Source organism: Rhodobacter sp. Har01 (genome assembly GCF_020564565.1).
GTDB lineage: Bacteria > Pseudomonadota > Alphaproteobacteria > Rhodobacterales > Rhodobacteraceae > Pseudogemmobacter.
This window is the reverse complement of the sequence record NZ_JAJCTD010000001.1, coordinates 19935-39927: the sequence shown is the minus strand read 5'-3', so window position 1 is coordinate 39927 and position 19993 is coordinate 19935. Positions and strand designations below refer to the sequence as shown.

Here is a 19993-nt window from a genome sequence, read left to right as displayed (position 1 = left end):
CCCGAACCCCCGGGGGGGTACTTCCGGGAAAGGCAAGCCGGCAGGCAGGCCCGCCCCCTCGGGCCGGCGGGGTGGGTGGGCGGGAGCCGGGCCGAGGGGGCAGCCCGCGGCACGCGGGCTCTTGCGCTGGCGGCCGGGTCAGCCGATCAGGGCCTTGACGCGGGCGGCGAAGTCCTCGCCGCGTTTCTCGAAGTTCGGATACTGGTCGAAGCTGGCCGCGGCAGGGGCCAGGAGGACCACCTCGCCCGGCTGCGCTTCCTCGGCGGCCCGGACCACGGCGCGCTCCATCGTCTCGCAGATTTCGTGCGGAGTCTCGCCGACTTGCAGCGCGAAGTCTCGGGCGGAGTGGCCGATGAGATAGGCCTTCACCACCGAGACGAGGTGCGGCGCCAGCGCGGCGATGCCGCCGTCCTTGCCCAGGCCGCCGGCGATCCAGCGGATGCGCGGGAAGGCCTGCAGCGCCTTGGCGGCACTGTCGACATTGGTCGCCTTGCTGTCGTTTACGAAGCGCACGCCGCCCCGCTCGGCGACCAGCTGGCTGCGGTGGGGCAGGCCGGCAAAGGACCGCAAGGCCTGCTCGATCAGTTTCGGTGCCAGGCCCAGGGACCGGCAGGCGGCATAGGCCGCGCAGGCGTTCTGGTGGTTGTGGGCACCGGGCAGACCCTTCACCTCGCGCAGGTCGATGCTGGCCGCCTGGCGGCCCTTGCGCCATTCCGAGAGAAACCCCTTGCGGGCGAAGACGGCCCAGCCGAAGCCTTCCAGCTTTTGCCCCGAGGAGATGCGGATCACCCGATCATCGCCCGGCCCCTGCCCCATCTGGTTGGCCAGGAACCGGCCCTCGACCTCGTCCACGCCCACCACGCAGCGGTCCGGCCCGCCCTCGGCGAACAACCTGCGCTTGGCGGCGAAATAGCCGCCCATGCCGGCGTGGCGATCCAGGTGGTCGGGCGAGAGGTTGGTGAAGACGGCGACATCGGGGGTCAGCGCGCGGGCAAGCTCGGTCTGGTAGCTGCTGAGTTCCAAGACCACCACCTCGCCGTCCTGCGCGGGATCGATCGACAGCACCCCCTTGCCGATATTGCCGGCCATCTGGGTCGGGCGACCGGCAACCTGCAGGATGTGGTGGATCAAGGCCGTGGTGGTGGACTTGCCGTTCGAGCCGGTGACGGTGACGGCGCGCGGGGTCTGCTCGAAGCTGTCCCAGTCGGAGGTGGCCCAACTGCGGAAGAACAGGCCGATGTCGTTGTCGACCGGCACCCCCAGCTCCAGTGCGCGGGCGATCACGCGGTGCGGTGCGGGGTAGAGATGCGGGATGCCGGGGCTGGTGACCAGCGCGGCGACGCCCTCAAGCGCCGCGCTGCGACTGAGGTCGGTCAACGCGAAACCCTCGGCCTCGGCCGCGGCGCGGGCCTCTGGGCTGTCGTCCCACAACAGCGGCACCGCCCCCCCGGCAACCAGCGCGCGCGCCGTGGCCAGGCCCGAGCGGCCAAGACCCAGCACGGCCACCTTCTGTCCCTGATAGCCGACGACCGGGATCATGCCGCGCCCTTTTCTGTCCAGACTTCGGCACAGGGATAGGCGAGCGCGCGGAAAAGGGAAAGACCGGAGCGGCCGCAAGCGCGGCCGCACGCCTTTCCTCTCGCCTCTGCGCGCAAGCGCGCAACCGGCTCGGCCGCCCCGCCGCACCGCGACGCTTCTGCTGGGGCGGGGCTCCCGGCATCAGCCGGGTATGCCTCCGGCGGGGGTATTTAAGCCAAGATGAAGCGGCAAGGTCTTCATCTTGGTCCAAATACCCCGGGGGAGTCTTCGCGGCACGCGAAGACGGGGGCAGCGCCCCCCGCTTCGAGGAGGAGCCTGATAGGCGACGACGAGGCCGGTGACTTGCGCCCGCTTGCGGGCGCTCCGCTGGATCAGCGCTCGTCTTCGTCCTGCCGCTTCAGCTTCCAGGCGATCTGGCGCAGCATGCCGTGCAGGGTCTGCACCTCGGCCCGGGTCAGCCCCAGCCGTCCCCACATGTTGCGCAGGTTCAGCTTCATGCCCGGTGCCTTGTCGGGCGGGAAGAAGAAGCCGGCCGCCTCCAGCCGATCCTCGAAATGGTCGCCAAGCCGTTTGACCTCGGTCCGGTTCGCCATCTCGGTGCGCGCCAGGTCCATCACCGAGGCCGGAACCTCGACCCCCTGCCGACGCCACTCATAGGCCAGCAGCAGCACGCATTGCGCCAGGTTCAGGGAATAGAACTGCGGGTTCACCGGCACGGTGACCAGGGCGTTGGCATGGACGAGATCCTCGTTCTCCAGCCCGGCGCGCTCGGGGCCGAACAGAAAGCCGACCTTGCGGCCCTCGGCCACCAGGGCGCGGGTCATCGCCATGGCGCGTTCGGGGGTGACGATCTCTTTCACCATCTCGCGGCCGCGCGCGGTGGTGGCGAAGACGAAGTCGCAGTCGGCCACCGCGCCGGCGACGTCGGCAAAGAGGCCCGCGCGGTCCAGCACCTGGCCGGCGCCGCTGGCCATGGCGGCGGCCCTGGGGTTGGGCCAGCCGTCACGCGGATCGACCAGGCGCATCCGGTCGAGGCCGAAGTTCAGCATCGCCCGCGCCGCCCCGCCGATGTTCTCGCCCAGCTGCGGCCGGACCAGGATGAAGACCGGGTCGATCATGGCTTCCCCTTTGGTAAGCGCCGGGCCGGGTGATAGACTGCCCGGGCGCGGCGGACAAGGAGAGCGCCATGGCTTTCGATCCGGCGCTGGCAGACCTGCTGCGGCGCGACCTTGCCGGCAAGGCGGTGACCGAGCAGCCGATGTTCGGCGGGCTGGCTTTCCTGTCCGCGGGGCACATGCTGGCCGGCGTGCATCGCGGCGGCCTCTTGTACCGGGTGGCCAGGGCCGACCGGGCCGCGGCGCTGGCATTGCCCGGAGTCTTTGCGCCGATGATGGGCGTGCGGCCGATGGCGGGGATGGTGGCGCTGCCGCCCGGGGCGGCCGACGACGCCCGCCGTGCGGCGCTGCTGGCGCTGGCCCTGCACGCCGTGCAGGCGCTGCCGCCCAAGGTGGCCAAGCCGCGGAAAGGCTGCTAGGACGGGCGCAAAACCCGTTCCCAAACCCGCTCCCGGAGCCGCAGCCCATGGCCGAAGCCGACCGCCCGCAGATCACCCTGATCACGCCGCCCGCGCTGGACCTTGACACCTTTCCCGACCGGCTTGCCCGGGTGATGGACGCGGTCGAGATCGCCTGCCTGCGGCTGGCGCTGGCCACCCGGGATGCCGACACGCTGGGCCGCGCGGCCGATGCCTGCCGCGAGGTGGCGCATGCCCGCGACGTGGCGGTGGTGATCGAGACCCACCTCTTGCTGGCCGAGCGGCATGGGCTGGACGGGGTGCACCTGACCGACGGCGCGCGCTCGGTCCGGGCCGCGCGCAAGGATCTGGGCGCCGATGCGATCATCGGCGCCTTCTGCGGCACCACCCGGCACGAAGGGATTTCGGCCGGCGACGCGGGGGCGGACTACGTCGCCTTCGGGCCGGTCGGCGCCAGCGGACTGGGCCAGGGCGAACAGGCCGGGCACGATCTTTTCCAGTGGTGGTCCGAGATGATCGAGGTGCCGGTCATCGCCGAAGGCGGGCTGACGGCCGAACTGGTTGCGGCCTTCGGGCCGGTGACCGATTTCTTTGGAATCGGCGAAGAAATATGGTCCGCCGAAGATCCGGTGGCGGCGCTGAGGGCCTTGCTGGCCCCGCTGGGCTGACCGCCCAGATGGCCGCGGCGGCGCGGCTGGCAAGGCGCGACTTCGCGCGGCCATCTCTGCGCCCGCCGCGGTTGGCTTGACTGCCCCTGCAAACGCCTGGTCTGCCGGGACGCCAGCTCAGCGCCACGAAAGGACGGGCGGCAGATCGCCCGCGCAGCCGCAAGGATGGCCGACCGGACGCGAGCCAGATGCCAGCCAGTCACGCGACAGCCAGCCCTGGGACAGCCAGCCCCGGGGGCTACCGGTTCGCGGTCTGTCCGGACAGTCCGGTCAGTCGGTCAGTCGGTCGAGAGCACCGCCGTCACCGGGGCCAGGGCCACCGTCGCGGCGCGGCCTTCGACCGTCCATTCCAGAAGGGCCGCCACGGTTTCGGGACGGGTATGCCCGACCACCGCCACCCGGCCCTCTTGTGCGGCCTTGAACGCCGCCCGGTCGAGATAGCGGCGGATCACCGGCGTCGCCTCGGATTCGGCATCGAGGCTGCGGAACACCACGGCGGCCGGCACGTCCTCGCGCCGGGCCACCTGGTCGGCGGCGTTCAGCCCCTCGTCCCAGGTCACCAGCCCGCGCCCCTGCGCCCCCACCACCGGCACCACGGCACTGGCCAGCAGCCGGTCGCCCTGGAAACTGCGCTCGGGCAGGTCCATCACCGCCACGGCCTCGGGCAGGTTCTGGGCCATCACCTGGAACGCCTGCTCGACATCCGCCGCCGCCGCCCCCTTGGGCAGCGCGGTGGCCAGCATCACCACCTCTTGCCCCGCCGCGCGATAGACCGCGGCGCGCGCGGCCGCACCTTCGGCCATCGGGTCCAGCGCGAAGGTCACCGGGAAGGGCAGCGCCGCCAGCGCCGCCCGGTCCAGCCCCGGCTCGCCGCTGTCGATCAGGATCAGCGCCAGCGCCGGCTTGCCGGCCGGGTTTTCAAAGGGCCGCGCGAAGGCCACCACCGGCGCATCCTGATCCGGCTCTGCTGCCGCCTCGCTAGCGGGGGCCGGGGCATCGCCGATCCGCGGCAACCGGTCGGTGGCGACGCCGTCGCTGCCACCCAGCGAAGGCGCCGAGGGCAGCGTGCTTTGCCCGTCGTCGCCCACCGCGATGCGGCGCGACGCGTCGTCGTCGACCACGCCTTCGCCCGGCAGCGGCGTCACCTCGGGCAGCGCCGGCTGGGTCGCCTCTGCCGCCGGCGCCGCCACGGACCCGTCCGGCGGAACGGGACCGGCCTCGCCGCTGGCTTCCGGGGCGACCCCGGCCCCGGCCTCGGGCAGCGCCTGGGGCGGCTGACCCGCGGCCTCGGGGACCGCGTCGGCCAGCAGCGCCTCTTCCTCGGGCGTCAGCGGCGGCGGAGCCGGCAGGTCAGGGGCCGGCGGCGCCATCTCGGCCTGCGGTGCGGCCGGGGCGGCGGGCGCCGTGGCGGCCCGTGCGGCGTCTGCGGTGTCTGCGGTCTGCGGCACGGTGGCGGGCGTGTCGGTCAGCGGCAGCGGTGCGGTCGGCGCCTCGGGTGCCTCGGCCCCGGCAAGATCGGGCGCGGCTGCGGGGGTTTCCGGCGCGGAGGGCACCACCTCGGCGCCCGGAACAGCCAGCGTCTCGGGCGCCGCCGGCACCGCATCCAGAGCAGCCGTGGCCGCCGGCGCGGCGGCGGCACCTTCGGCAACCGGAACGTCGGGCGCCGCCGGTGGCGCGGTTTCAGCGGCGGGCGCCGTCTCGGTCACCGCCGCAGGAGCGGGTTCCGGGGTGAGTTCGGCGGCGGGTTCGGGGGTGGGTTGGGGTTCGGGCGCGGACATCGCCGGCTTGGACGGCGCGGCGGCCGGGTCCGCCTCGGGCGCAGTCTCGGGCGCAGTCTCGGGCGCGGTGTCGGCGGCGGAGGCCAGTTCGTCGCCCGCCGCGGCGGGCGCGTCTTCAATCGCTTCAAGGGTCGCACTTGCGGCCGGTTCCACGGCAGGTTCTGCGACCGGTTCGGGCCGGGCCTCGGCGCTGTCGCCGGAGGCCGGCGCCTCCGGTGTTGCCGCAGGGGCCTCGGGGGGCATCAGTGTGGCTACCTCGGGCACCGCCGCTGCCGGCTTGGGCAGCGGGCTTTGCAGCGGCGTGGTCAGCGACGCAAGCGCCAACAGACCGGTGCCCACAAGGCCACCAAGCCCCGCGCCCAGAAGGAACCTGCCGATCACGTCCGCCTCCGTCCTTGCCTCACGCTGCCCGACACAGTCCCGCGGACCCGGGTCCGGCGGGTTGATCCCGCCTGATCTGACACCCGGATCGCAGGGCCTTGCCCTTGACCTCGGTCGTTCGACCTGACCATGTATAGCGCGACCTTTCTTCGCCTTCACCCACTTTCCCACGGACCCAAGCGAGATGCTGCTTCTGATCGACAATTACGACAGCTTCACCTGGAATCTGGTGCATTATTTCGGGGAACTGGGGGCCGACGTGGTGGTTCGCCGCAATGACGCGCTGGAGGTGCAGGAGGCGCTGGCGATGGGTCCGCAGGCCATCGTTCTGTCGCCCGGGCCTTGCGATCCGGCACAGGCCGGCATCTGCATTCCGCTGACCAAGGCCGCCGCCGCCGCCAACCTGCCGCTCTTGGGCGTCTGCCTGGGCCATCAGACCATCGGCGAGGCGTTCGGCGGCAAGGTGGTGCGCTGCCACGAGATCGTGCATGGCAAGATGGGCAGCATCCATCACCAGGGAAAGGCCATGTTCCGTGGCCTGCCCTCACCGTTCCAGGCCACCCGCTACCATTCGCTGATCGTCGAGCGCGCCTCGCTGCCGGACTGCCTGGAGGTGACGGCCTGGCTGGAAGACGGCACCATCATGGGCTTGCGCCACCGCGAAAAGCCGATCGAGGGCGTGCAGTTCCACCCCGAATCCATCGCCAGCGAACACGGCCACCAGATGCTGCGGAATTTCCTGGAAGACGCCGGCGTGAAGGTGACGGCATGAGCGAGGTGCTGAAACCCCTGATCGGCATTGCCGCCACGCGCCCGCTGACCCCGGCCGAGGCCGAGGCCGCCTTCGAGACCCTGTTCGATGGCGCCGCCACCCCGGCGCAGATGGGCGGCTTTCTGATGGCGCTGCGCACCCGCGGCGAGACGGTGGACGAATACGCCGCCGCGGCATCGGTGATGCGGTCGAAATGCCACCGGGTGCAGGCACCCGAGGGCGCGATGGACATCGTCGGCACCGGTGGCGACGGCAAGGGCACGCTGAACATCTCGACCGCCACAGCCTTCGTGGTGGCAGGCTGCGGCGTCGTGGTCGCCAAGCATGGCAACCGCAACCTGTCGTCGAAATCCGGCGCGGCCGATGCGCTGACCGAGATGGGCGTCAACGTCATGGTCGGCCCCGAGGTGGTGGAGCGCTGCCTGGCCGAGGCCGGCATCGGCTTCATGATGGCGCCGATGCACCACCCGGCGATGCGCCACGTCGGCCCGGTGCGCGCCGAACTGGGCACCCGGACGATCTTCAACATCCTCGGGCCCCTGACCAACCCCGCCGGGGTGAAACGCCAGCTGACCGGCGCGTTTTCCGACGCGCTGATCCGGCCGATGGCGGAAACCCTGCTCAAGCTGGGCACGGTCAAGGCCTGGCTGGTGCATGGCGGCGACGGCACCGACGAAATCTCGATCGCCGCGCCGACCAGGGTGGCTGCCGTGGAACACGCGGCGATCCGCGAATTCACCCTGCACCCCGAGGATGCCGGCCTGCCCTACCACCCGTTCGAAAAGGTGCTGGGCGGCACGCCGGCGGAAAACGCCATCGCCTTCCGCGCCCTCCTCGACGGCGCCCCCGGCGCCTACCGCGACGCCGTGCTCTTGAACGCCGCCGCCGCCCTGGTGGTGGCCGAAAAGGCCGCCGACCTGAAGCAAGGCGTCGAGATGGCCCGCGCCAGCCTGGACAGCGGCGCCGCCAAGGCCCGCCTTGCGGCGGTGGCGCGCATCACCAGCGGCTGAGGTCGGGCATCTCCCCCCTGCCAGCCCCGCACTGCACGACGGAGGACCGCATGAGCCTTCTTGTGGATCACTGGCGCCGCCTGACCGGCCCGGTCCACCCCGACGACGCGCCGGTGTTCGCAAACACAGACCACAGCTTTCATCTCGACTTTCCGCCGCCGGCCTATGTCGGCGACGTGGACCGGGCACCGGTCATCCTGCTGATGGCCCATGGGGGTTACGACCCTGCCCTCATGGCGGTCGAATTCCCGGACCAAGCCTCAATCCAGCGCTACCTCGACCGGCTGCACGACCCTCGGCCCGTCCAGCCAGGGGACGTGTCGCCGTACTATGCCGCCGCGAACTACGCCCCCCTGATCGCCAGCGGTCGCCTCGCTCTGGTCAATGCGGTCGCCTATCGGTCGCGCAAGTTCAAGGATGCTCCGGAGAACCGGGCACTCGCTGAACACCTTCCCAGCACCTTTCTCCACCGCAGATGGCTTCGCCAGAACCTGATCCCATCCGCTCTAGTCGGAGACCGCATGGTCGTGGTGCACCAGTGGCGCCTGTGGGGCTTGAAAAAAGAAGAAATCATCCACCCCAACATCCTGTGGTCCGCAGCCCCGGTCGCGCCCAATCTTGCCCGTGCAGACCTGGCGCGCGCCGAGACCTTCGATCAGAGGACAGGATGACAGCCAGCCCCCACTCACCCTCTTCCAGCAAGCTGGCGCAGACCGCAACCGGACCCATGGCCCCGCCCCCCACTCCGCCCGCCTCTTGGGCCTCGCTCCCGTTCTTCACCGACAGCTGGCCCGCCCTCTGGACCCGCCTCGCCACCGCCCCCGCCTGGCAACCCGAACCGCAATCCATCTTCCGCGCCCTCGCCCTCACCCCGCGCGCTTCCGTGCGCGTGGTCATCCTCGGCCAGGACCCCTACCCCACCCCCGACCGCGCCACAGGCCTCGCCTTCGGCTTCCCGCCCGGCACGCCCCCGCGCGACAGCCTGCGCAACATCCTGGCGGAAGTCGCCACCGACACCGGCCAGCCCAAACCCGACGCCGACCTCGCGGCCTGGGCCGACCAGGGCGTGCTCCTCCTCAACACCGCCCTCACCGTCCCGGTCGGAAACGCCAACGGCCACAAGGGTTGGGGCTGGGAAAGCCTGGCGGCGCAAGTCCTCACGGCCACCGCCGCAGACGGTCCTCGCGCTTTCCTGCTGTGGGGCAAGCCCGCGCAAGACCTCTGCGCAAGCCTTCCCCGCGACGGCCACCTTTTCCTGCAAAGCCCCCACCCCTCGCCGCTCTCGGCCTACCGGGGGTTCCTCGGCTCGCGCCCCTTCACCGCCATCAACCGCTGGCTCGCCGCCCGGGGCGACACCCCCATCGACTGGTCTCTCTAGGCTTCCCTTCGTCCCCGTCCTTCGCTAAGCCTCGGAACAAACCCCTTCCGGCTTGCCCTTTGCGAAATACTCCACGGGGGTCCGGGGGTGTGAAACCCCCGGGGCGGCCGGGGCCAGGAGATCGGCATGAGCACCATTCTCGACCGCATCAAGGCCTACAAGCTGGAAGAGGTCGCCGCCCGCAAGGCCGCCCGCCCGCTGGCCGATGTCGAAGACGCCGCCCGTGCCGCGCCCCAGCCGCGCGGCTTTGCCCGCGCCCTGCGCGAAGCGGCCACGCAAGGCTACGGCCTGATCGCCGAGATCAAGAAGGCCTCGCCCTCGAAGGGCCTGATCCGCCCCGACTTCGACCCGCCGGCCCTCGCGAAAGCCTACGAGGACGGCGGCGCCACCTGCCTGTCGGTGCTGACCGACGGCCCCTCTTTCCAGGGCGCGGACGAGTTCCTGACCCAGGCGCATGACGCCACCACCCTGCCCTGCCTGCGCAAGGATTTCCTCTACGACCCCTGGCAGGTCGCCGAATCCCGCGCGCTGTCGGCCGACTGCATCCTGATCGTCATGGCCTCGGTGTCCGACGACCAGGCCGCCGACCTGGAAGCCGCCGCGATCCACTGGGGCATGGACGTGCTGATCGAGGTCCACGACCGCTCCGAGCTTGAGCGCGCCCAGGCGCTGAAATCGCCGCTGATCGGCATCAACAACCGTAACCTGCACACCTTCGAAGTCTCGCTCGACACCACCCGGCAACTGGCCCGGCTGGTGCCGGAGGATCGCCTGATCGTCGCCGAAAGCGGCCTCTACACCCCCGAAGACCTGGCCGACCTGGCCCGCTACGGCGCGCGCTGCTTCCTGATCGGCGAAAGCCTGATGCGCCAGGCCGATGTCGCCGCAGCCACCCGCGCGATCCTGGCCCGCCCGCTGACGGCACAAGGCGGCACGGCATGACCGGCCTCACCCACTTCGACGCGCAAGGTCAGGCGCATATGGTCGATGTCTCGGGCAAGCCGGTGACCGACCGCCTGGCCACCGCCGAGGGTTTTGTCGTGATGTCGCCCGAAACCCTGGCCCTGGTCAGCGAAGGCCGGGCGCAAAAGGGCGACGTGCTGTCGGTCGCCCGGCTGGCCGGCATCATGGCCGCCAAGCGCACCGCCGATCTGATCCCGCTCTGCCACCCGCTGCCGATCACCAGGGTCGCGGTCGAGCTGACCGCCGACCCCGCCCGGTCGGCGATCCGCGTCGAGGCCACGGTCAAGACCGGCGGCCAGACCGGCGTCGAGATGGAGGCGCTGACCGCGGTCTCGATCGCCTGCCTGACGGTCTACGATATGGTCAAGGCGGTCGAGAAATCCATGCGCATCGAGGGCATCCGGCTCTTGCTGAAAGACGGCGGCAAATCAGGACGTTACGAGGCGGGCCCATGATTTCGGTCGAAGAAGCCCAGGCCCGCGTCCTGGCGCTTTGCGCCGCCCTGCCGGCGGAAACCGTGCCGCTGCGCCAGGCCGCCGGTCGCTGGCTGGCCGCCCCGGTCGCCGCCCGCCGCGACCAGCCGCCGTTTGCGGCCTCGGCGATGGATGGCTATGCGGTCGCGGGCGACCCCAGGTCGGGCGACAGCCTGCAGGTCACCGGCGAGGCCGGCGCCGGCCACGCCTACCCGGGCCGAGTGGCCGCCGGCGACGCGATCCGCATCTTCACCGGCGCCCCGGTGCCGCAAGGGGCGACCCGCGTCATCCTGCAGGAAGACGTCGACCGCGACGGCGACCGCATCACCCTGCGGGCCAACGCCGACGCCGCCCGCCACATCCGCGCCCAAGGGTCCGACTTCCCGGCCGGCGCCACACTGTCCCCGCGCCGCCTGCGCCCCGCCGACCTGGCGCTGCTGGCCGCAATGAACATCGCCCAGGCCCCCGTCGCCCGCCGCCCGGTGGTGGCCTTCATGGCCACCGGCGACGAGTTGGTGATGCCGGGCGAAGATCCCGGCCCCGACCAGATCATCGCCTCCAACGCCTTCGCGCTGGACGCCATGGCCCGGGCCGAGGGCGCCGAAACCCGCCTTCTGCCCATCGCCCGCGACAGCGAGGACGCCCTGCGCGCCTGCTTCGGGCTGGCGCAAGGCGTCGACGTCATCGTCACCATCGGCGGCGCCTCGGTCGGCGACCATGACCTGGTCGGCAAGGTCGCCCGCGACCTGGGGATGCAACCGGCGTTCTGGAAGATCGCCATGCGCCCCGGCAAGCCGCTGATGGCCGGCCGCATGGGCCCGGCTGCGATGCTGGGCCTGCCCGGCAACCCGGTCTCGGCCATCATCTGCGGCCACCTCTTCCTGTTGCCACTGATCCGCGCCCTGCAAGGCGACCCCGACCCGCTGCCGCACCCCCACAGCGCCCGCCTGGCCGAGGCCCTGCCCGCCAACGGCCCGCGCACCCACTACATGCGCGCCCGCCTGCACGGCGACCGTATCGCCCCCTTCGAGGCCCAGGACAGCGCGCTGCTGACCATCCTCACCCAGGCCAATGCCCTGCTGATCCGCCCGGCCTCGGACGGCCCCCGCCTGGCCGGCGACCTTGTCCCCTTCCTGCCGATCTGAGCCTTCCTCTCTGCAAAAATATCCTCTGGGGGTGCGGGGGGCGAAGCGCCCCCGCTGTCCGGCCACCCCCAGACGATTCGCAAACGGCTTGACACAAACCGGGAACACGGGCAGAACATTGTGTTAACGATTTCCCCGGAGGGTGGCCGGATGCTCACGCGCAAGCAGCTTGAACTACTGAACTTCATCAAGACCCGGATGGACCAGGACGGCGTGCCGCCCTCGTTCGACGAGATGAAGGAGGCGCTCGACCTGCGCTCGAAATCCGGCATCCACCGGCTGATCACCGCACTGGAAGAACGCGGCTTCATCCGCCGCCTGGCCCACCGCGCCCGGGCGCTGGAAATCATCAAGCTGCCCGAAGCGATGGAGAAGCCGGGCTTCACCCCCTCGCGCTCAAGCCCCCCCCGGTTCGATCCCAAGGTCATCAAGGGCGACCGCACCGACCCGCCACGGGGCGCTATGCCGGTCGAGGCCGTGCATGCGATGGAGCTGCCGGTGATGGGCCGCATCGCCGCCGGTGTGCCGATCGAGGCGATCAGCGAGGTCAGCCACCACGTCGCCGTGCCGGGCAGCATGCTGTCAGGCCACGGCAGTCACTATGCCCTTGAGGTCAAGGGCGATTCGATGATCGAGGCCGGCATCAACGACGGCGACATCGTGGTGATCCGCGAACAGACCACGGCCGAGAACGGCGATATCGTGGTGGCTCTGGTCGAAGACAGCGAGGCCACGCTCAAGCGCTTTCGCCGCCGCGGCGGCATGATCGCGCTGGAAGCTGCCAACCCGGCCTATGAGACCCGCGTCTTCCCCGACCACCTGGTCAAGGTGCAGGGCCGCCTGGTCGGCCTGATCCGCAACTACTGACCCGCGCCTACTGATCGGCGCTGGCGATCTGCTTTGCCGGCGGCAGCAGCCCGGCCAGCAGGCTTTCGTCCAGCGGCTCGCCGCTCCAGACCCGGCCGCCGGCGCGGCTGGCGCGCAAGGTGACCGCGCCGTCGGCGCCCAGCGTCAGCGCCAGCGGCCCGGTCTGTTCCAGCACATTCTGATCAATCAGCCGGCAACCCTGCGGCACCGCCTCGGCCTTGGCCGACAGCACCACGAGGTCGGCCCCGGCACAGGCCTCGGCCAGCCGGGCCAGGCCCTTCTTGCCCGACAGCGCCACGCCGCGCAGTCCCGCGAAGGTGAAGCTGCGCGCCTCTTTCGGGCCGTCGAAGCCGGGGCGTGTCGCGGCCTGGTCCTGCGCGACCAGATCGCCGTCGTTCTCAAGCCAGTTCTGCGCCGCAAAGCCGCCGCCCTTGGGCGACGACAGCGCCCGGCCCTCGGGCCCCATCAGCCCCACCAGCCGGCCGTCGCCGGATATGAGCAGATCGGGCCGCCCGGCCATCGGCCACTGCGCCAGTGCGCCCAGCACCGCCACCAGCCCCAGCCAGCGCGCCCGCCCGGGCCACAGGATCACCCAAAGCGCCCCCAACGAGATCAGCGGCACCACCACCGCCCCCGGCGATGGAATCGCCGTCACCGCGCCCTCGAAAGATGCCACCTTGTGCGCCACCAGCAGGATCCATTCGCAGCCCAGACCCATCAGCCACAGCGGCAGCCCGGCGAGGCCAAGGGGCGCCAGCAGCGCGGCCAGCGCGCCCATCGGCATCACCACCGCGCCCATCACCGGCACGGTCAACAGGTTGGCAAAAAAGCCGTAATCGGTGAAGCGGTTGAAATGCGCCGCGGCAAAGGGCGCCGTGGCGATGCCGCCGATCGCCGAACTGGCGACCAGGGTGAACACCGGCACCGCCCAGCGCGGCCATTCCCCCAGCAGGACCTTGTGGTCCAGCACCGAAAACCCCCAGATCAAAGCCAGCGTCGCCGCAAAGGACATCTGGAAGCCGGGCGACAGCAGGCTTTCGGGCTGCATCAGCAGCAGCACCGCCGCCGCCACCGCGGCCGAGCGCAGGGTGATCGCCCGGCGATCCAGCATCACCGCGCCCAGCATCACCGCCACCATGACAAAGGCCCGCTCGGTGGCCACGTTCGAGCCGGACAGCAGCAGATAGAACCAGGCCACCCCGAAGGACAGCACCGCCGCCACCTTCTTGCCGTTGACCCGCACGGCCAGCGGCGGCACCAGCGCAATGGCGTTGCGGATCAGCAGGAAGACAAAGCCCACCAGGAAGGCCAGGTTCATCCCCGAGATCGCCAGGAGGTGCGCCAGCGAGCTGTCGCGCAACGCCACCACGGTGTCGTGGCTGATGCCCGAGCGGTCCCCGGTCATCGACCCCGAGGCGAAGGCCCCGGCATCGCCCGGAATCCGCGCCCGCATCGCGGCCGAGAGATAGGCGCGCAGCCGCCCCACCTTCTCTTCCCCTGGGCCGGGGTCTTCCAGCAGCAGCGCGGGTTTGCGGGTATAGCCCACCGCGCCCAGGCCTTCGAAATAGGCCATCCGGCGGAAGTCGAAGCCGCCCGGCTCGACCGCGCCGTCGGGGGCGGCCAGGCTGGCGGTGACGATGATGGTCTGCCCCGGTTGCGGCGTCAGGAAGGGCTGGTCGCCCTGCAGCGAGACCCGCACCTTGTCGGGCGTGCGGTCCGGCGGCAGATCCTCCAGCACCACCCGGTCCAGCGTCACCCGCAGCGCATCGGAGGCCGAGCGGTCGATCTCGACGATGCGGCCCTCGACCGGACCGTAGTAGCGGAAGGTCAGCATCGGCGCCTGCACCAGTTGCGCGCGCAGGCCGGCCGCCAGGAAGCCCAGTGCCAGGGCCAGGAGGGCCGCCCCCAACGGGCGCAACAGGTCTGGCGCGCGGACAAGGACCAGCGCCCCCGTCAGGGCCAGACCCGCAACGCCGGCGTAGAGCAGGCGCCCGGGTTCCCACGGCCAGACGAACCAGGCACCGACGCCGCAGCCGATCAGCACCGCGGCCAGCGGGAACAGGTGCCCCCGCGCCTCGACCAGCGCACGCAGCGGCCAAAGCAGCCACCGGTCGGCCCAGGACGCCGTGACCGCCACCTTGCCCTTGCCCTCCCATCCCGTCTAAATGCCGCCGTTGCCGGCCCGGCTTTCACTCTTCCTTGAACTTGGTTTCCGAAAGGTTAACGCGCCCATGGCATCCGACGTGGTCACCCGCTTTGCGCCCTCGCCCACCGGCTATCTGCATATCGGCGGCGCACGGACGGCGCTGTTCAACTGGCTCTACGCCCGCGGGCGCGGCGGCAAGTTCCTGCTGCGGATCGAGGATACCGACCGCGAGCGGTCAACCCCCGAGGCGACCGAGGCCATCCTCAAGGGCCTGACCTGGCTGGGTCTGGACTGGGACGGCGAGGTGGTCAGCCAGTTCGCCCGCAAGGCCCGCCACGCCGAGGTGGCGCATGAGATGCTGGCCCGCGGCACCGCCTATCGCTGCTTTTCCACGCCGCAGGAAATTGCCGCCTTCCGCGCCGAAGCAGAAGCCCGCGGCAGCTATGCGGTGTTCCAAAGCCCCTGGCGCGATGCCGACCCGGCGACCTGGCCCGACGCGCCCTTTGCCATCCGCATGAAGGCCCCGCGCATGGGCGAGACGGTGATCGACGACAAGGTGCAGGGCCGCGTGGTGATCCGCAACGAGACGCTGGACGACATGATCGTGCTGCGCAGCGACAACACGCCCACCTACATGCTGGCCGTGGTGGTGGACGATCACGACATGGGCGTGACCCATGTGATCCGCGGCGATGATCACCTGAACAACGCCGCCCGCCAGCAGATGGTCTATGACGCGATGGGCTGGGCGGTGCCGGTCTGGGCGCACATCCCGCTGATTCACGGCCCCGACGGCAAGAAGCTGTCGAAACGCCACGGCGCGACCGGGCTGGAGGAATACCAGGCGATGGGCTACCCGGCCGCCGGGATGCGCAACTATCTGACCCGGCTGGGCTGGGCGCATGGCGACATGGAGGTGTTCACCAGCGCCGAAGCGATGAAGGTTTTCACGCTGGAAGGCATTGGCCGCGCGCCTGCCCGGCTGGATTTCAAGAAATTGGAAAACACTTGCGGCCATCATGTCGCGATGACCGAAGATGCCGCGCTGCTGCATGAACTGACGGGCTACCTGGCCGCCGCTGGACGGCCCGCGCTGACAGCGGTGCAGCGCGACAGAATTCTTGCGGCCATGGCGGCGTTGAAAGAACGTGCGAAGACCTTTCCGGAACTGCTTGAAAAAGCGAAGTTTGCGCTGATCGACCGGCCTGTGGCGCCGGACGAGAAGGCGGCGGCGGCGCTGGATGCGGTATCCCGTGGTATACTGAAATCATTGACGCCGCGCCTGCAAAATGTTAGCTGGACGAAAGACTCGCTGGAGACCATCCTGAACGAGATCGCCGCGCAAAACGGCATCGGATTCGGCAAGCTCGCGGCCCCGCTTCGGGCCGCATTGGCGGGTTGCAGTGTGACGCCCTCGGTCTATGACATGATGCTTGCCATCGGTCGGGACGAGACGATTGCAAGGCTTGCGGATGCTGCGGCCTGAGGCCACAGACGCCGCCTGACCTTGATGCGCCCCCCGCGGGGGGCGGAGCATGGACACCGGCCCGCCGCCTGCCTTGCGGCATCGGGCCCGAGACGGGGGACGAACGTGACGACAACGACAACCAACAGAAAAGCGACGCTGACGCTGGACGGCAAGGACTACGATCTTCCGGTCCTGCATCCCACGCTTGGCCCCGACGTGGTGGACATCCGCAAGCTCTATGGCGAGGCGGACATCTTCACCTATGATCCGGGCTTCACCTCGACCGCGTCGTGCGAGAGCACCATCACCTACATCGACGGCGACCTGGGCGAACTTCTGTATCGCGGCTACCCGATCGAGCAGCTGGCCGACAAGTCGACCCACCTCGAGGTGTGCTACCTCTTGCTTTACGGAGACCTGCCGACCGCCGGCCAACTGGCCGACTTCAATGCCCGGGTGACGCGACACACCATGGTGCATGAACAGATGCACTATTTCTTCCGCGGCTTCCGCCGGGACAGCCACCCGATGGCCACCATGGTGGGCGTGGTGGGGGCGATGTCGGCGTTCTACCATGACTCGCTTGACATCAACGATCCCTGGCAGCGCGAGGTTGCCGCGATCCGGATGATCGCCAAGCTGCCGACCATCGCCGCGATGGCCTACAAGTATTCGCTGGGCCAACCTTTCGTCTATCCGAAGAACTCGCTCTCTTACGCCGGCAACTTCCTGCACATGTGCTTTGCCATCCCGGCCGAGGATTATGTGGTTTCGCCGGTGCTGGAAAAGGCGATGGACCGCATCATGATGCTGCATGCGGACCATGAGCAGAACGCCTCGACCTCGACCGTCCGGCTGGCCGGCTCGTCCGGCGCCAACCCGTTTGCCTGCATCGCCGCCGGCATCGCCTGCCTCTGGGGACCGGCCCATGGCGGGGCGAACCAGGCCTGCCTGGAGATGCTCAAGGAGATCGGCAGCGTCGACCGCATCCCGGAATACATCGCGAAGGCCAAGGACAAGAATTCGGGCTTCCGGCTGATGGGCTTTGGCCACCGGGTCTACAAGAACTTCGACCCGCGCGCCAAGGTGATGAAGGAATCGGCCGACGAGGTGCTGGGCCTGCTGGGCATCGAGGACAACCCGATCCTCCAGGTCGCCAAGGAGCTGGAGCGGATCGCCCTGTCGGACGATTACTTCGTGTCGAAGAAGCTTTACCCGAACGTCGACTTCTACTCGGGGATCATCCTCGAGGCGATGGGGTTCCCGACCTCGATGTTCACGCCGATCTTCGCGATTTCGCGGACCGTCGGCTGGATTTCGCAGTGGAAGGAAATGATCGGCGACAAGAACCAGAAGATCGGCAGACCGCGGCAGCTCTACATCGGGCCCAAGCGGCGGGATTATGTCGACGTGCGCCACCGCTAAGGCGCGAAGGGAACCGGCGCAAACGAGGGGGGCGGCTCAGCAGAGCCGCCCCTTTCACTTGGCGCTTGCGGCCGGCAGCGGGGCGGGCAGGATGGCCGGGGCATCCGGAGGGCGCGCGTGACGGGAGAACGGGTTCTGGCGGTCGACCTGGCGCGAACCGCGGCGCTGGCGGGAATGGTGGTGTTTCACATCACCTATGACCTTGAGGCGTTCCGCTGGATCGCCCCTGGCACCGCCGTTACCGGCTGGTTCTGGTATCACGCGCGGATCGTGGCCGGCGGGTTCATCTTCCTGGCCGGGCTGTCGCTTTGGATGGCGCATGGCCAGCGTCTGCGCTGGGGCGCTTTCGCGCGGCGGCTGCTGAAGATCGCGGCGGCGGCGGCGCTGGTGAGCGTCGCCACCCATTTCGCCTTCAAGGGGCAGTTGACGACCTATTACGGCATCCTGCATTCGATCGCCGTGTCTTCGGTTGCGGGCCTGGTGTTCCTGCGCCTGCCCGCCGTGGTGACCCTTGCCGTCGCGGTTGCGGTCTTTGCCCTGCCCTATCTGTGGACACTGCCGGCCCAGAGCGGCTGGCCGGTCTGGGCCGGCCTGTCCTCGACCCGGCCGCTGACCGCCGATTTCGAGCCGTTCTTCCCCTGGTTCGCCCCCTTCCTTGCCGGGCTGGCCAGCGGCCGGCTGCTCAGCCGCTTCGACCTCTGGCGGCACCTCACCTGGTCCGAGACGCCGCTGCTGCGCCGTCTGGCCTGGCCGGGGCGGCATTCGCTGGCGATCTACCTCATTCACCAGCCGGTGCTGATCGGACTGGTCCTGGGCGCCAGCTGGCTGCTGCGCTAGCCTGCCGCAGGGGGCACCCGATGTCAGGGCGCCGGAACAGCCCATATCTTGCATGTGACATTCAGGAATGGACCAGGACCATGACGAACCGACTTCAGGCGACGGACCTGTCGCTGCGCCACGCCCCCCGAACCTGGGGCGACCGCATCGCCCTGCGCACGGTCAAGCTGATGCGCCGGTTCGCCGATGCCTTCTTTTCCAAACGCTACGGTCACCGCGCGGTGGTGCTGGAGACCGTCGCCGCCGTGCCCGGCATGGTGGGCGGGCTGTTGCAGCATCTCAAGGCGCTGCGCCATATCCGCGACGATCAGGGCTGGATCCGCGAGCTTCTGGACGAAGCCGAGAACGAGCGGATGCACCTGATGACCTTTGTCCAGATCGCCCAGCCCACCCGGCTGGAACGGACGATCATCCTGCTGGGCCAGGCGGTGTTCTACAACGCCTACTTCTGGCTGTATCTGTTCGCCCCGCGGATCGCTCACCGGATCGTCGGCTATCTTGAGGAAGAGGCAGTGGTCAGCTATTCGCAGTTTCTGGACGAGATCGACGCCGGGCGGACAGAAAACCCGCCGGCGCCGCAGATCGCGATCGCTTACTGGCATCTCGCACCCGAAGCGCGGCTGCGCGACGTGGTCATCGCGGTGCGGGCCGACGAAGCCGGCCACCGCGACCGCAACCACCAGATGGCAGACAGCCTGGCGGCAGGCTGAGGGCGATCAGCCCCGGCCGTCGAGCGAGCCGAGCGCGTGGTAGGTGTCGGGCCGGCGGTCGCGGAACAGGCCCCAGGCCGCCCGCATCTGTGCCACGGCCTTGAGATCGACCTCGGCGGTGATCACCGCCGTGGTGCCCCGGTCGGCCTGTGCCAGAACCTCGCCTTGCGGCCCCGCGATGAAGCTTGAACCATAGAACGTCAGTTCGCGCCCGTCGGGCGACCGCTCCACTCCGATGCGGTTCGAGGCGACCACCGGCAGGATGTTCGCTGCTGCATGGCCGCGCATGGTCATCTGCCAATGCGACTGGCTGTCATAGTCGGGGCGACAGGGTTCTGATCCGATCGCCGTCGGATACAGCAGGACCTCGGCCCCCATCAGCGCCATCGCGCGGGCCGCCTCGGGGAACCATTGGTCCCAGCAAATGCCGACCCCGATCCGGCCAAACCGGGTGTCCCAGACCCGAAAGCCGGTATCGCCGGGCGAGAAGTAGAACTTTTCCTCATAGCCCGGCCCCTGCGGGATGTGGCTCTTGCGGTAATTGCCCAGAATCCGGCCATCCGCGTCGATCATCGCCACCGAATTGAAGAACGCCTGGCCCGCCCGCTCGAAATACGAACAGGGCAGCACGATGCCCAGCTCGCGGGCCAGGTCGGCAAACCGCGCGATCAGCGGGTGGCCCTGCATCGGCTGGGCCAGGTCGAAATGCGCGGGGTCCTGGGTGATGCAGAAATAGGGGGTGGCGAACAATTCCTGCACCAGCACCACTTGCGCGCCCTGGGAAGCGGCCTGCCGGACCAGAGCCTCGGCCCGGTCGGCATTGGTGGGCAGGTCCCAGCTGCAGGCGAACTGGGTGGCGGCGAGGGTGAGCAAGCGCATGAGGCGTTCCTTTTGCGGGC

19 protein-coding genes are annotated in these 19993 nt (G+C 69.8%); 14 read left to right on the top strand and 5 right to left on the bottom strand.

Annotated features, from left to right (window positions below; genetic code table 11):
• Positions 1-138: 138 nt before the first annotated feature.
• Together murD and LHP98_RS00185 are read right to left on the bottom strand one after the other, a co-directional pair.
• Positions 139-1539, bottom strand: coding sequence for a UDP-N-acetylmuramoyl-L-alanine--D-glutamate ligase (gene murD, locus LHP98_RS00190; RefSeq protein WP_227250485.1), 1401 nt, complete (start codon positions 1537-1539; stop codon positions 139-141).
• A 371-nt stretch (positions 1540-1910) separates the two neighbouring features.
• The gene (locus LHP98_RS00185; RefSeq protein ID WP_227250484.1) at positions 1911-2657 is read right to left on the bottom strand and encodes an RNA methyltransferase; all 747 of its coding nucleotides are present in this window, start codon (positions 2655-2657) and stop codon (positions 1911-1913) included.
• Positions 2658-2725: 68 nt separating this feature from the next.
• On the opposite strand from LHP98_RS00185, the gene LHP98_RS00180 reads away from it, so the two are divergent.
• Entirely contained in the window at positions 2726-3073 is a 348-nt protein-coding gene (locus LHP98_RS00180) for a TfoX/Sxy family protein (protein WP_227250483.1), read from the top strand.
• A gap of 47 nt (positions 3074-3120) precedes the next feature.
• Positions 3121-3741 (top strand): thiamine phosphate synthase, encoded by a 621-nt coding sequence (locus LHP98_RS00175; RefSeq protein ID WP_227250482.1) that lies wholly within the window; start codon positions 3121-3123, stop codon positions 3739-3741.
• 278 nt (positions 3742-4019) lie between these two features.
• Here the strand turns inward: LHP98_RS00175 and LHP98_RS19585 are convergent, their stop codons facing one another.
• Positions 4020-5900 (bottom strand): divergent polysaccharide deacetylase family protein, encoded by a 1881-nt coding sequence (locus LHP98_RS19585; protein ID WP_227250481.1) that lies wholly within the window; start codon positions 5898-5900, stop codon positions 4020-4022.
• A gap of 184 nt (positions 5901-6084) precedes the next feature.
• Here LHP98_RS19585 and LHP98_RS00165 point away from each other — a divergent pair, with 184 nt between their 5' ends.
• The 8 genes from LHP98_RS00165 (at position 6085) to lexA (ending at position 12508) form a co-directional block, all read left to right on the top strand.
• A complete protein-coding gene (locus LHP98_RS00165) occupies positions 6085-6672 on the top strand; it encodes an anthranilate synthase component II (RefSeq protein ID WP_227250480.1) in 588 nt (195 codons plus the stop codon).
• Positions 6669-7682 carry an anthranilate phosphoribosyltransferase gene (trpD, locus tag LHP98_RS00160; protein ID WP_227250479.1) on the top strand — a complete coding sequence of 338 codons (1014 nt, stop codon included), beginning with the start codon at positions 6669-6671 and terminating at the stop codon, positions 7680-7682. Before LHP98_RS00165 ends, trpD begins: the two co-directional genes overlap by 4 nt.
• Positions 7683-7732: 50 nt before the next feature.
• Complete coding sequence (locus tag LHP98_RS00155) at positions 7733-8353, top strand: hypothetical protein (RefSeq protein WP_227250478.1); 621 nt, start codon at positions 7733-7735, stop codon at positions 8351-8353.
• 56 nt (positions 8354-8409) lie between these two features.
• A complete protein-coding gene (locus LHP98_RS00150) occupies positions 8410-9060 on the top strand; it encodes a uracil-DNA glycosylase (RefSeq protein ID WP_227250477.1) in 651 nt (216 codons plus the stop codon).
• A gap of 126 nt (positions 9061-9186) precedes the next feature.
• A complete protein-coding gene (trpC, locus tag LHP98_RS00145; RefSeq protein ID WP_227250476.1) occupies positions 9187-10002 on the top strand; it encodes an indole-3-glycerol phosphate synthase TrpC in 816 nt (271 codons plus the stop codon).
• Positions 9999-10478 carry a cyclic pyranopterin monophosphate synthase MoaC gene (moaC, locus tag LHP98_RS00140; RefSeq protein WP_227250475.1) on the top strand — a complete coding sequence of 160 codons (480 nt, stop codon included), beginning with the start codon at positions 9999-10001 and terminating at the stop codon, positions 10476-10478. The genes trpC and moaC overlap by 4 nt, the downstream gene beginning before the upstream one ends.
• Positions 10475-11641, top strand: coding sequence for a gephyrin-like molybdotransferase Glp (gene glp / locus LHP98_RS00135; RefSeq protein ID WP_227250474.1), 1167 nt, complete (start codon positions 10475-10477; stop codon positions 11639-11641). Before moaC ends, glp begins: the two co-directional genes overlap by 4 nt.
• Before the next feature lie 150 nt (positions 11642-11791).
• Complete coding sequence (lexA, locus tag LHP98_RS00130) at positions 11792-12508, top strand: transcriptional repressor LexA (RefSeq protein WP_227250473.1); 717 nt, start codon at positions 11792-11794, stop codon at positions 12506-12508.
• 7 nt (positions 12509-12515) lie between these two features.
• Here the strand turns inward: lexA and LHP98_RS00125 are convergent, their stop codons facing one another.
• Positions 12516-14645 (bottom strand): ComEC/Rec2 family competence protein, encoded by a 2130-nt coding sequence (locus LHP98_RS00125; protein WP_227250472.1) that lies wholly within the window; start codon positions 14643-14645, stop codon positions 12516-12518.
• A gap of 94 nt (positions 14646-14739) precedes the next feature.
• Between LHP98_RS00125 and gltX the strand changes: the two genes are divergently transcribed.
• From gltX to LHP98_RS00105, 4 genes are all read left to right on the top strand, one after another.
• Positions 14740-16140: a glutamate--tRNA ligase gene (gene gltX / locus LHP98_RS00120; RefSeq protein WP_227250471.1), complete on the top strand. Its 1401-nt coding sequence runs from the start codon at positions 14740-14742 to the stop codon at positions 16138-16140.
• Positions 16141-16245: 105 nt separating this feature from the next.
• Positions 16246-17547: a citrate synthase gene (gene gltA, locus LHP98_RS00115; protein WP_227250470.1), complete on the top strand. Its 1302-nt coding sequence runs from the start codon at positions 16246-16248 to the stop codon at positions 17545-17547.
• Between the two features lie 117 nt (positions 17548-17664).
• Complete coding sequence (locus LHP98_RS00110) at positions 17665-18384, top strand: heparan-alpha-glucosaminide N-acetyltransferase (protein WP_227250469.1); 720 nt, start codon at positions 17665-17667, stop codon at positions 18382-18384.
• 80 nt (positions 18385-18464) lie between these two features.
• Positions 18465-19094 (top strand): alternative oxidase, encoded by a 630-nt coding sequence (locus LHP98_RS00105; RefSeq protein ID WP_227250468.1) that lies wholly within the window; start codon positions 18465-18467, stop codon positions 19092-19094.
• A gap of 6 nt (positions 19095-19100) precedes the next feature.
• Here LHP98_RS00105 and aguB read toward each other — a convergent pair whose 3' ends face one another.
• Positions 19101-19973: an N-carbamoylputrescine amidase gene (aguB, locus tag LHP98_RS00100; RefSeq protein ID WP_227250467.1), complete on the bottom strand. Its 873-nt coding sequence runs from the start codon at positions 19971-19973 to the stop codon at positions 19101-19103.
• Between the last annotated feature and the right edge of the window lie 20 nt (positions 19974-19993).

What these genes read in the sequence shown, in the direction of transcription:
- trpC (WP_227250476.1), top strand. Translation starts at nt 9,187, where the DNA reads ATGAGCACCATTCTCGACCGCATCAAGGCCTACAAGCTGGAAGAGGTC.
- LHP98_RS00155 (WP_227250478.1), top strand. Translation starts at nt 7,733, where the DNA reads ATGAGCCTTCTTGTGGATCACTGGCGCCGCCTGACCGGCCCGGTCCAC.
- murD (WP_227250485.1), bottom strand. Translation starts at nt 1,539, where the DNA reads ATGATCCCGGTCGTCGGCTATCAGGGACAGAAGGTGGCCGTGCTGGGT.
- gltX (WP_227250471.1), top strand. Translation starts at nt 14,740, where the DNA reads ATGGCATCCGACGTGGTCACCCGCTTTGCGCCCTCGCCCACCGGCTAT.
- glp (WP_227250474.1), top strand. Translation starts at nt 10,475, where the DNA reads ATGATTTCGGTCGAAGAAGCCCAGGCCCGCGTCCTGGCGCTTTGCGCC.
- moaC (WP_227250475.1), top strand. Translation starts at nt 9,999, where the DNA reads ATGACCGGCCTCACCCACTTCGACGCGCAAGGTCAGGCGCATATGGTC.
- LHP98_RS00180 (WP_227250483.1), top strand. Translation starts at nt 2,726, where the DNA reads ATGGCTTTCGATCCGGCGCTGGCAGACCTGCTGCGGCGCGACCTTGCC.
- LHP98_RS00165 (WP_227250480.1), top strand. Translation starts at nt 6,085, where the DNA reads ATGCTGCTTCTGATCGACAATTACGACAGCTTCACCTGGAATCTGGTG.
- LHP98_RS00175 (WP_227250482.1), top strand. Translation starts at nt 3,121, where the DNA reads ATGGCCGAAGCCGACCGCCCGCAGATCACCCTGATCACGCCGCCCGCG.
- lexA (WP_227250473.1), top strand. Translation starts at nt 11,792, where the DNA reads ATGCTCACGCGCAAGCAGCTTGAACTACTGAACTTCATCAAGACCCGG.
- aguB (WP_227250467.1), bottom strand. Translation starts at nt 19,973, where the DNA reads ATGCGCTTGCTCACCCTCGCCGCCACCCAGTTCGCCTGCAGCTGGGAC.
- LHP98_RS00185 (WP_227250484.1), bottom strand. Translation starts at nt 2,657, where the DNA reads ATGATCGACCCGGTCTTCATCCTGGTCCGGCCGCAGCTGGGCGAGAAC.
- LHP98_RS00105 (WP_227250468.1), top strand. Translation starts at nt 18,465, where the DNA reads ATGACGAACCGACTTCAGGCGACGGACCTGTCGCTGCGCCACGCCCCC.
- LHP98_RS00150 (WP_227250477.1), top strand. Translation starts at nt 8,410, where the DNA reads ATGGCCCCGCCCCCCACTCCGCCCGCCTCTTGGGCCTCGCTCCCGTTC.
- trpD (WP_227250479.1), top strand. Translation starts at nt 6,669, where the DNA reads ATGAGCGAGGTGCTGAAACCCCTGATCGGCATTGCCGCCACGCGCCCG.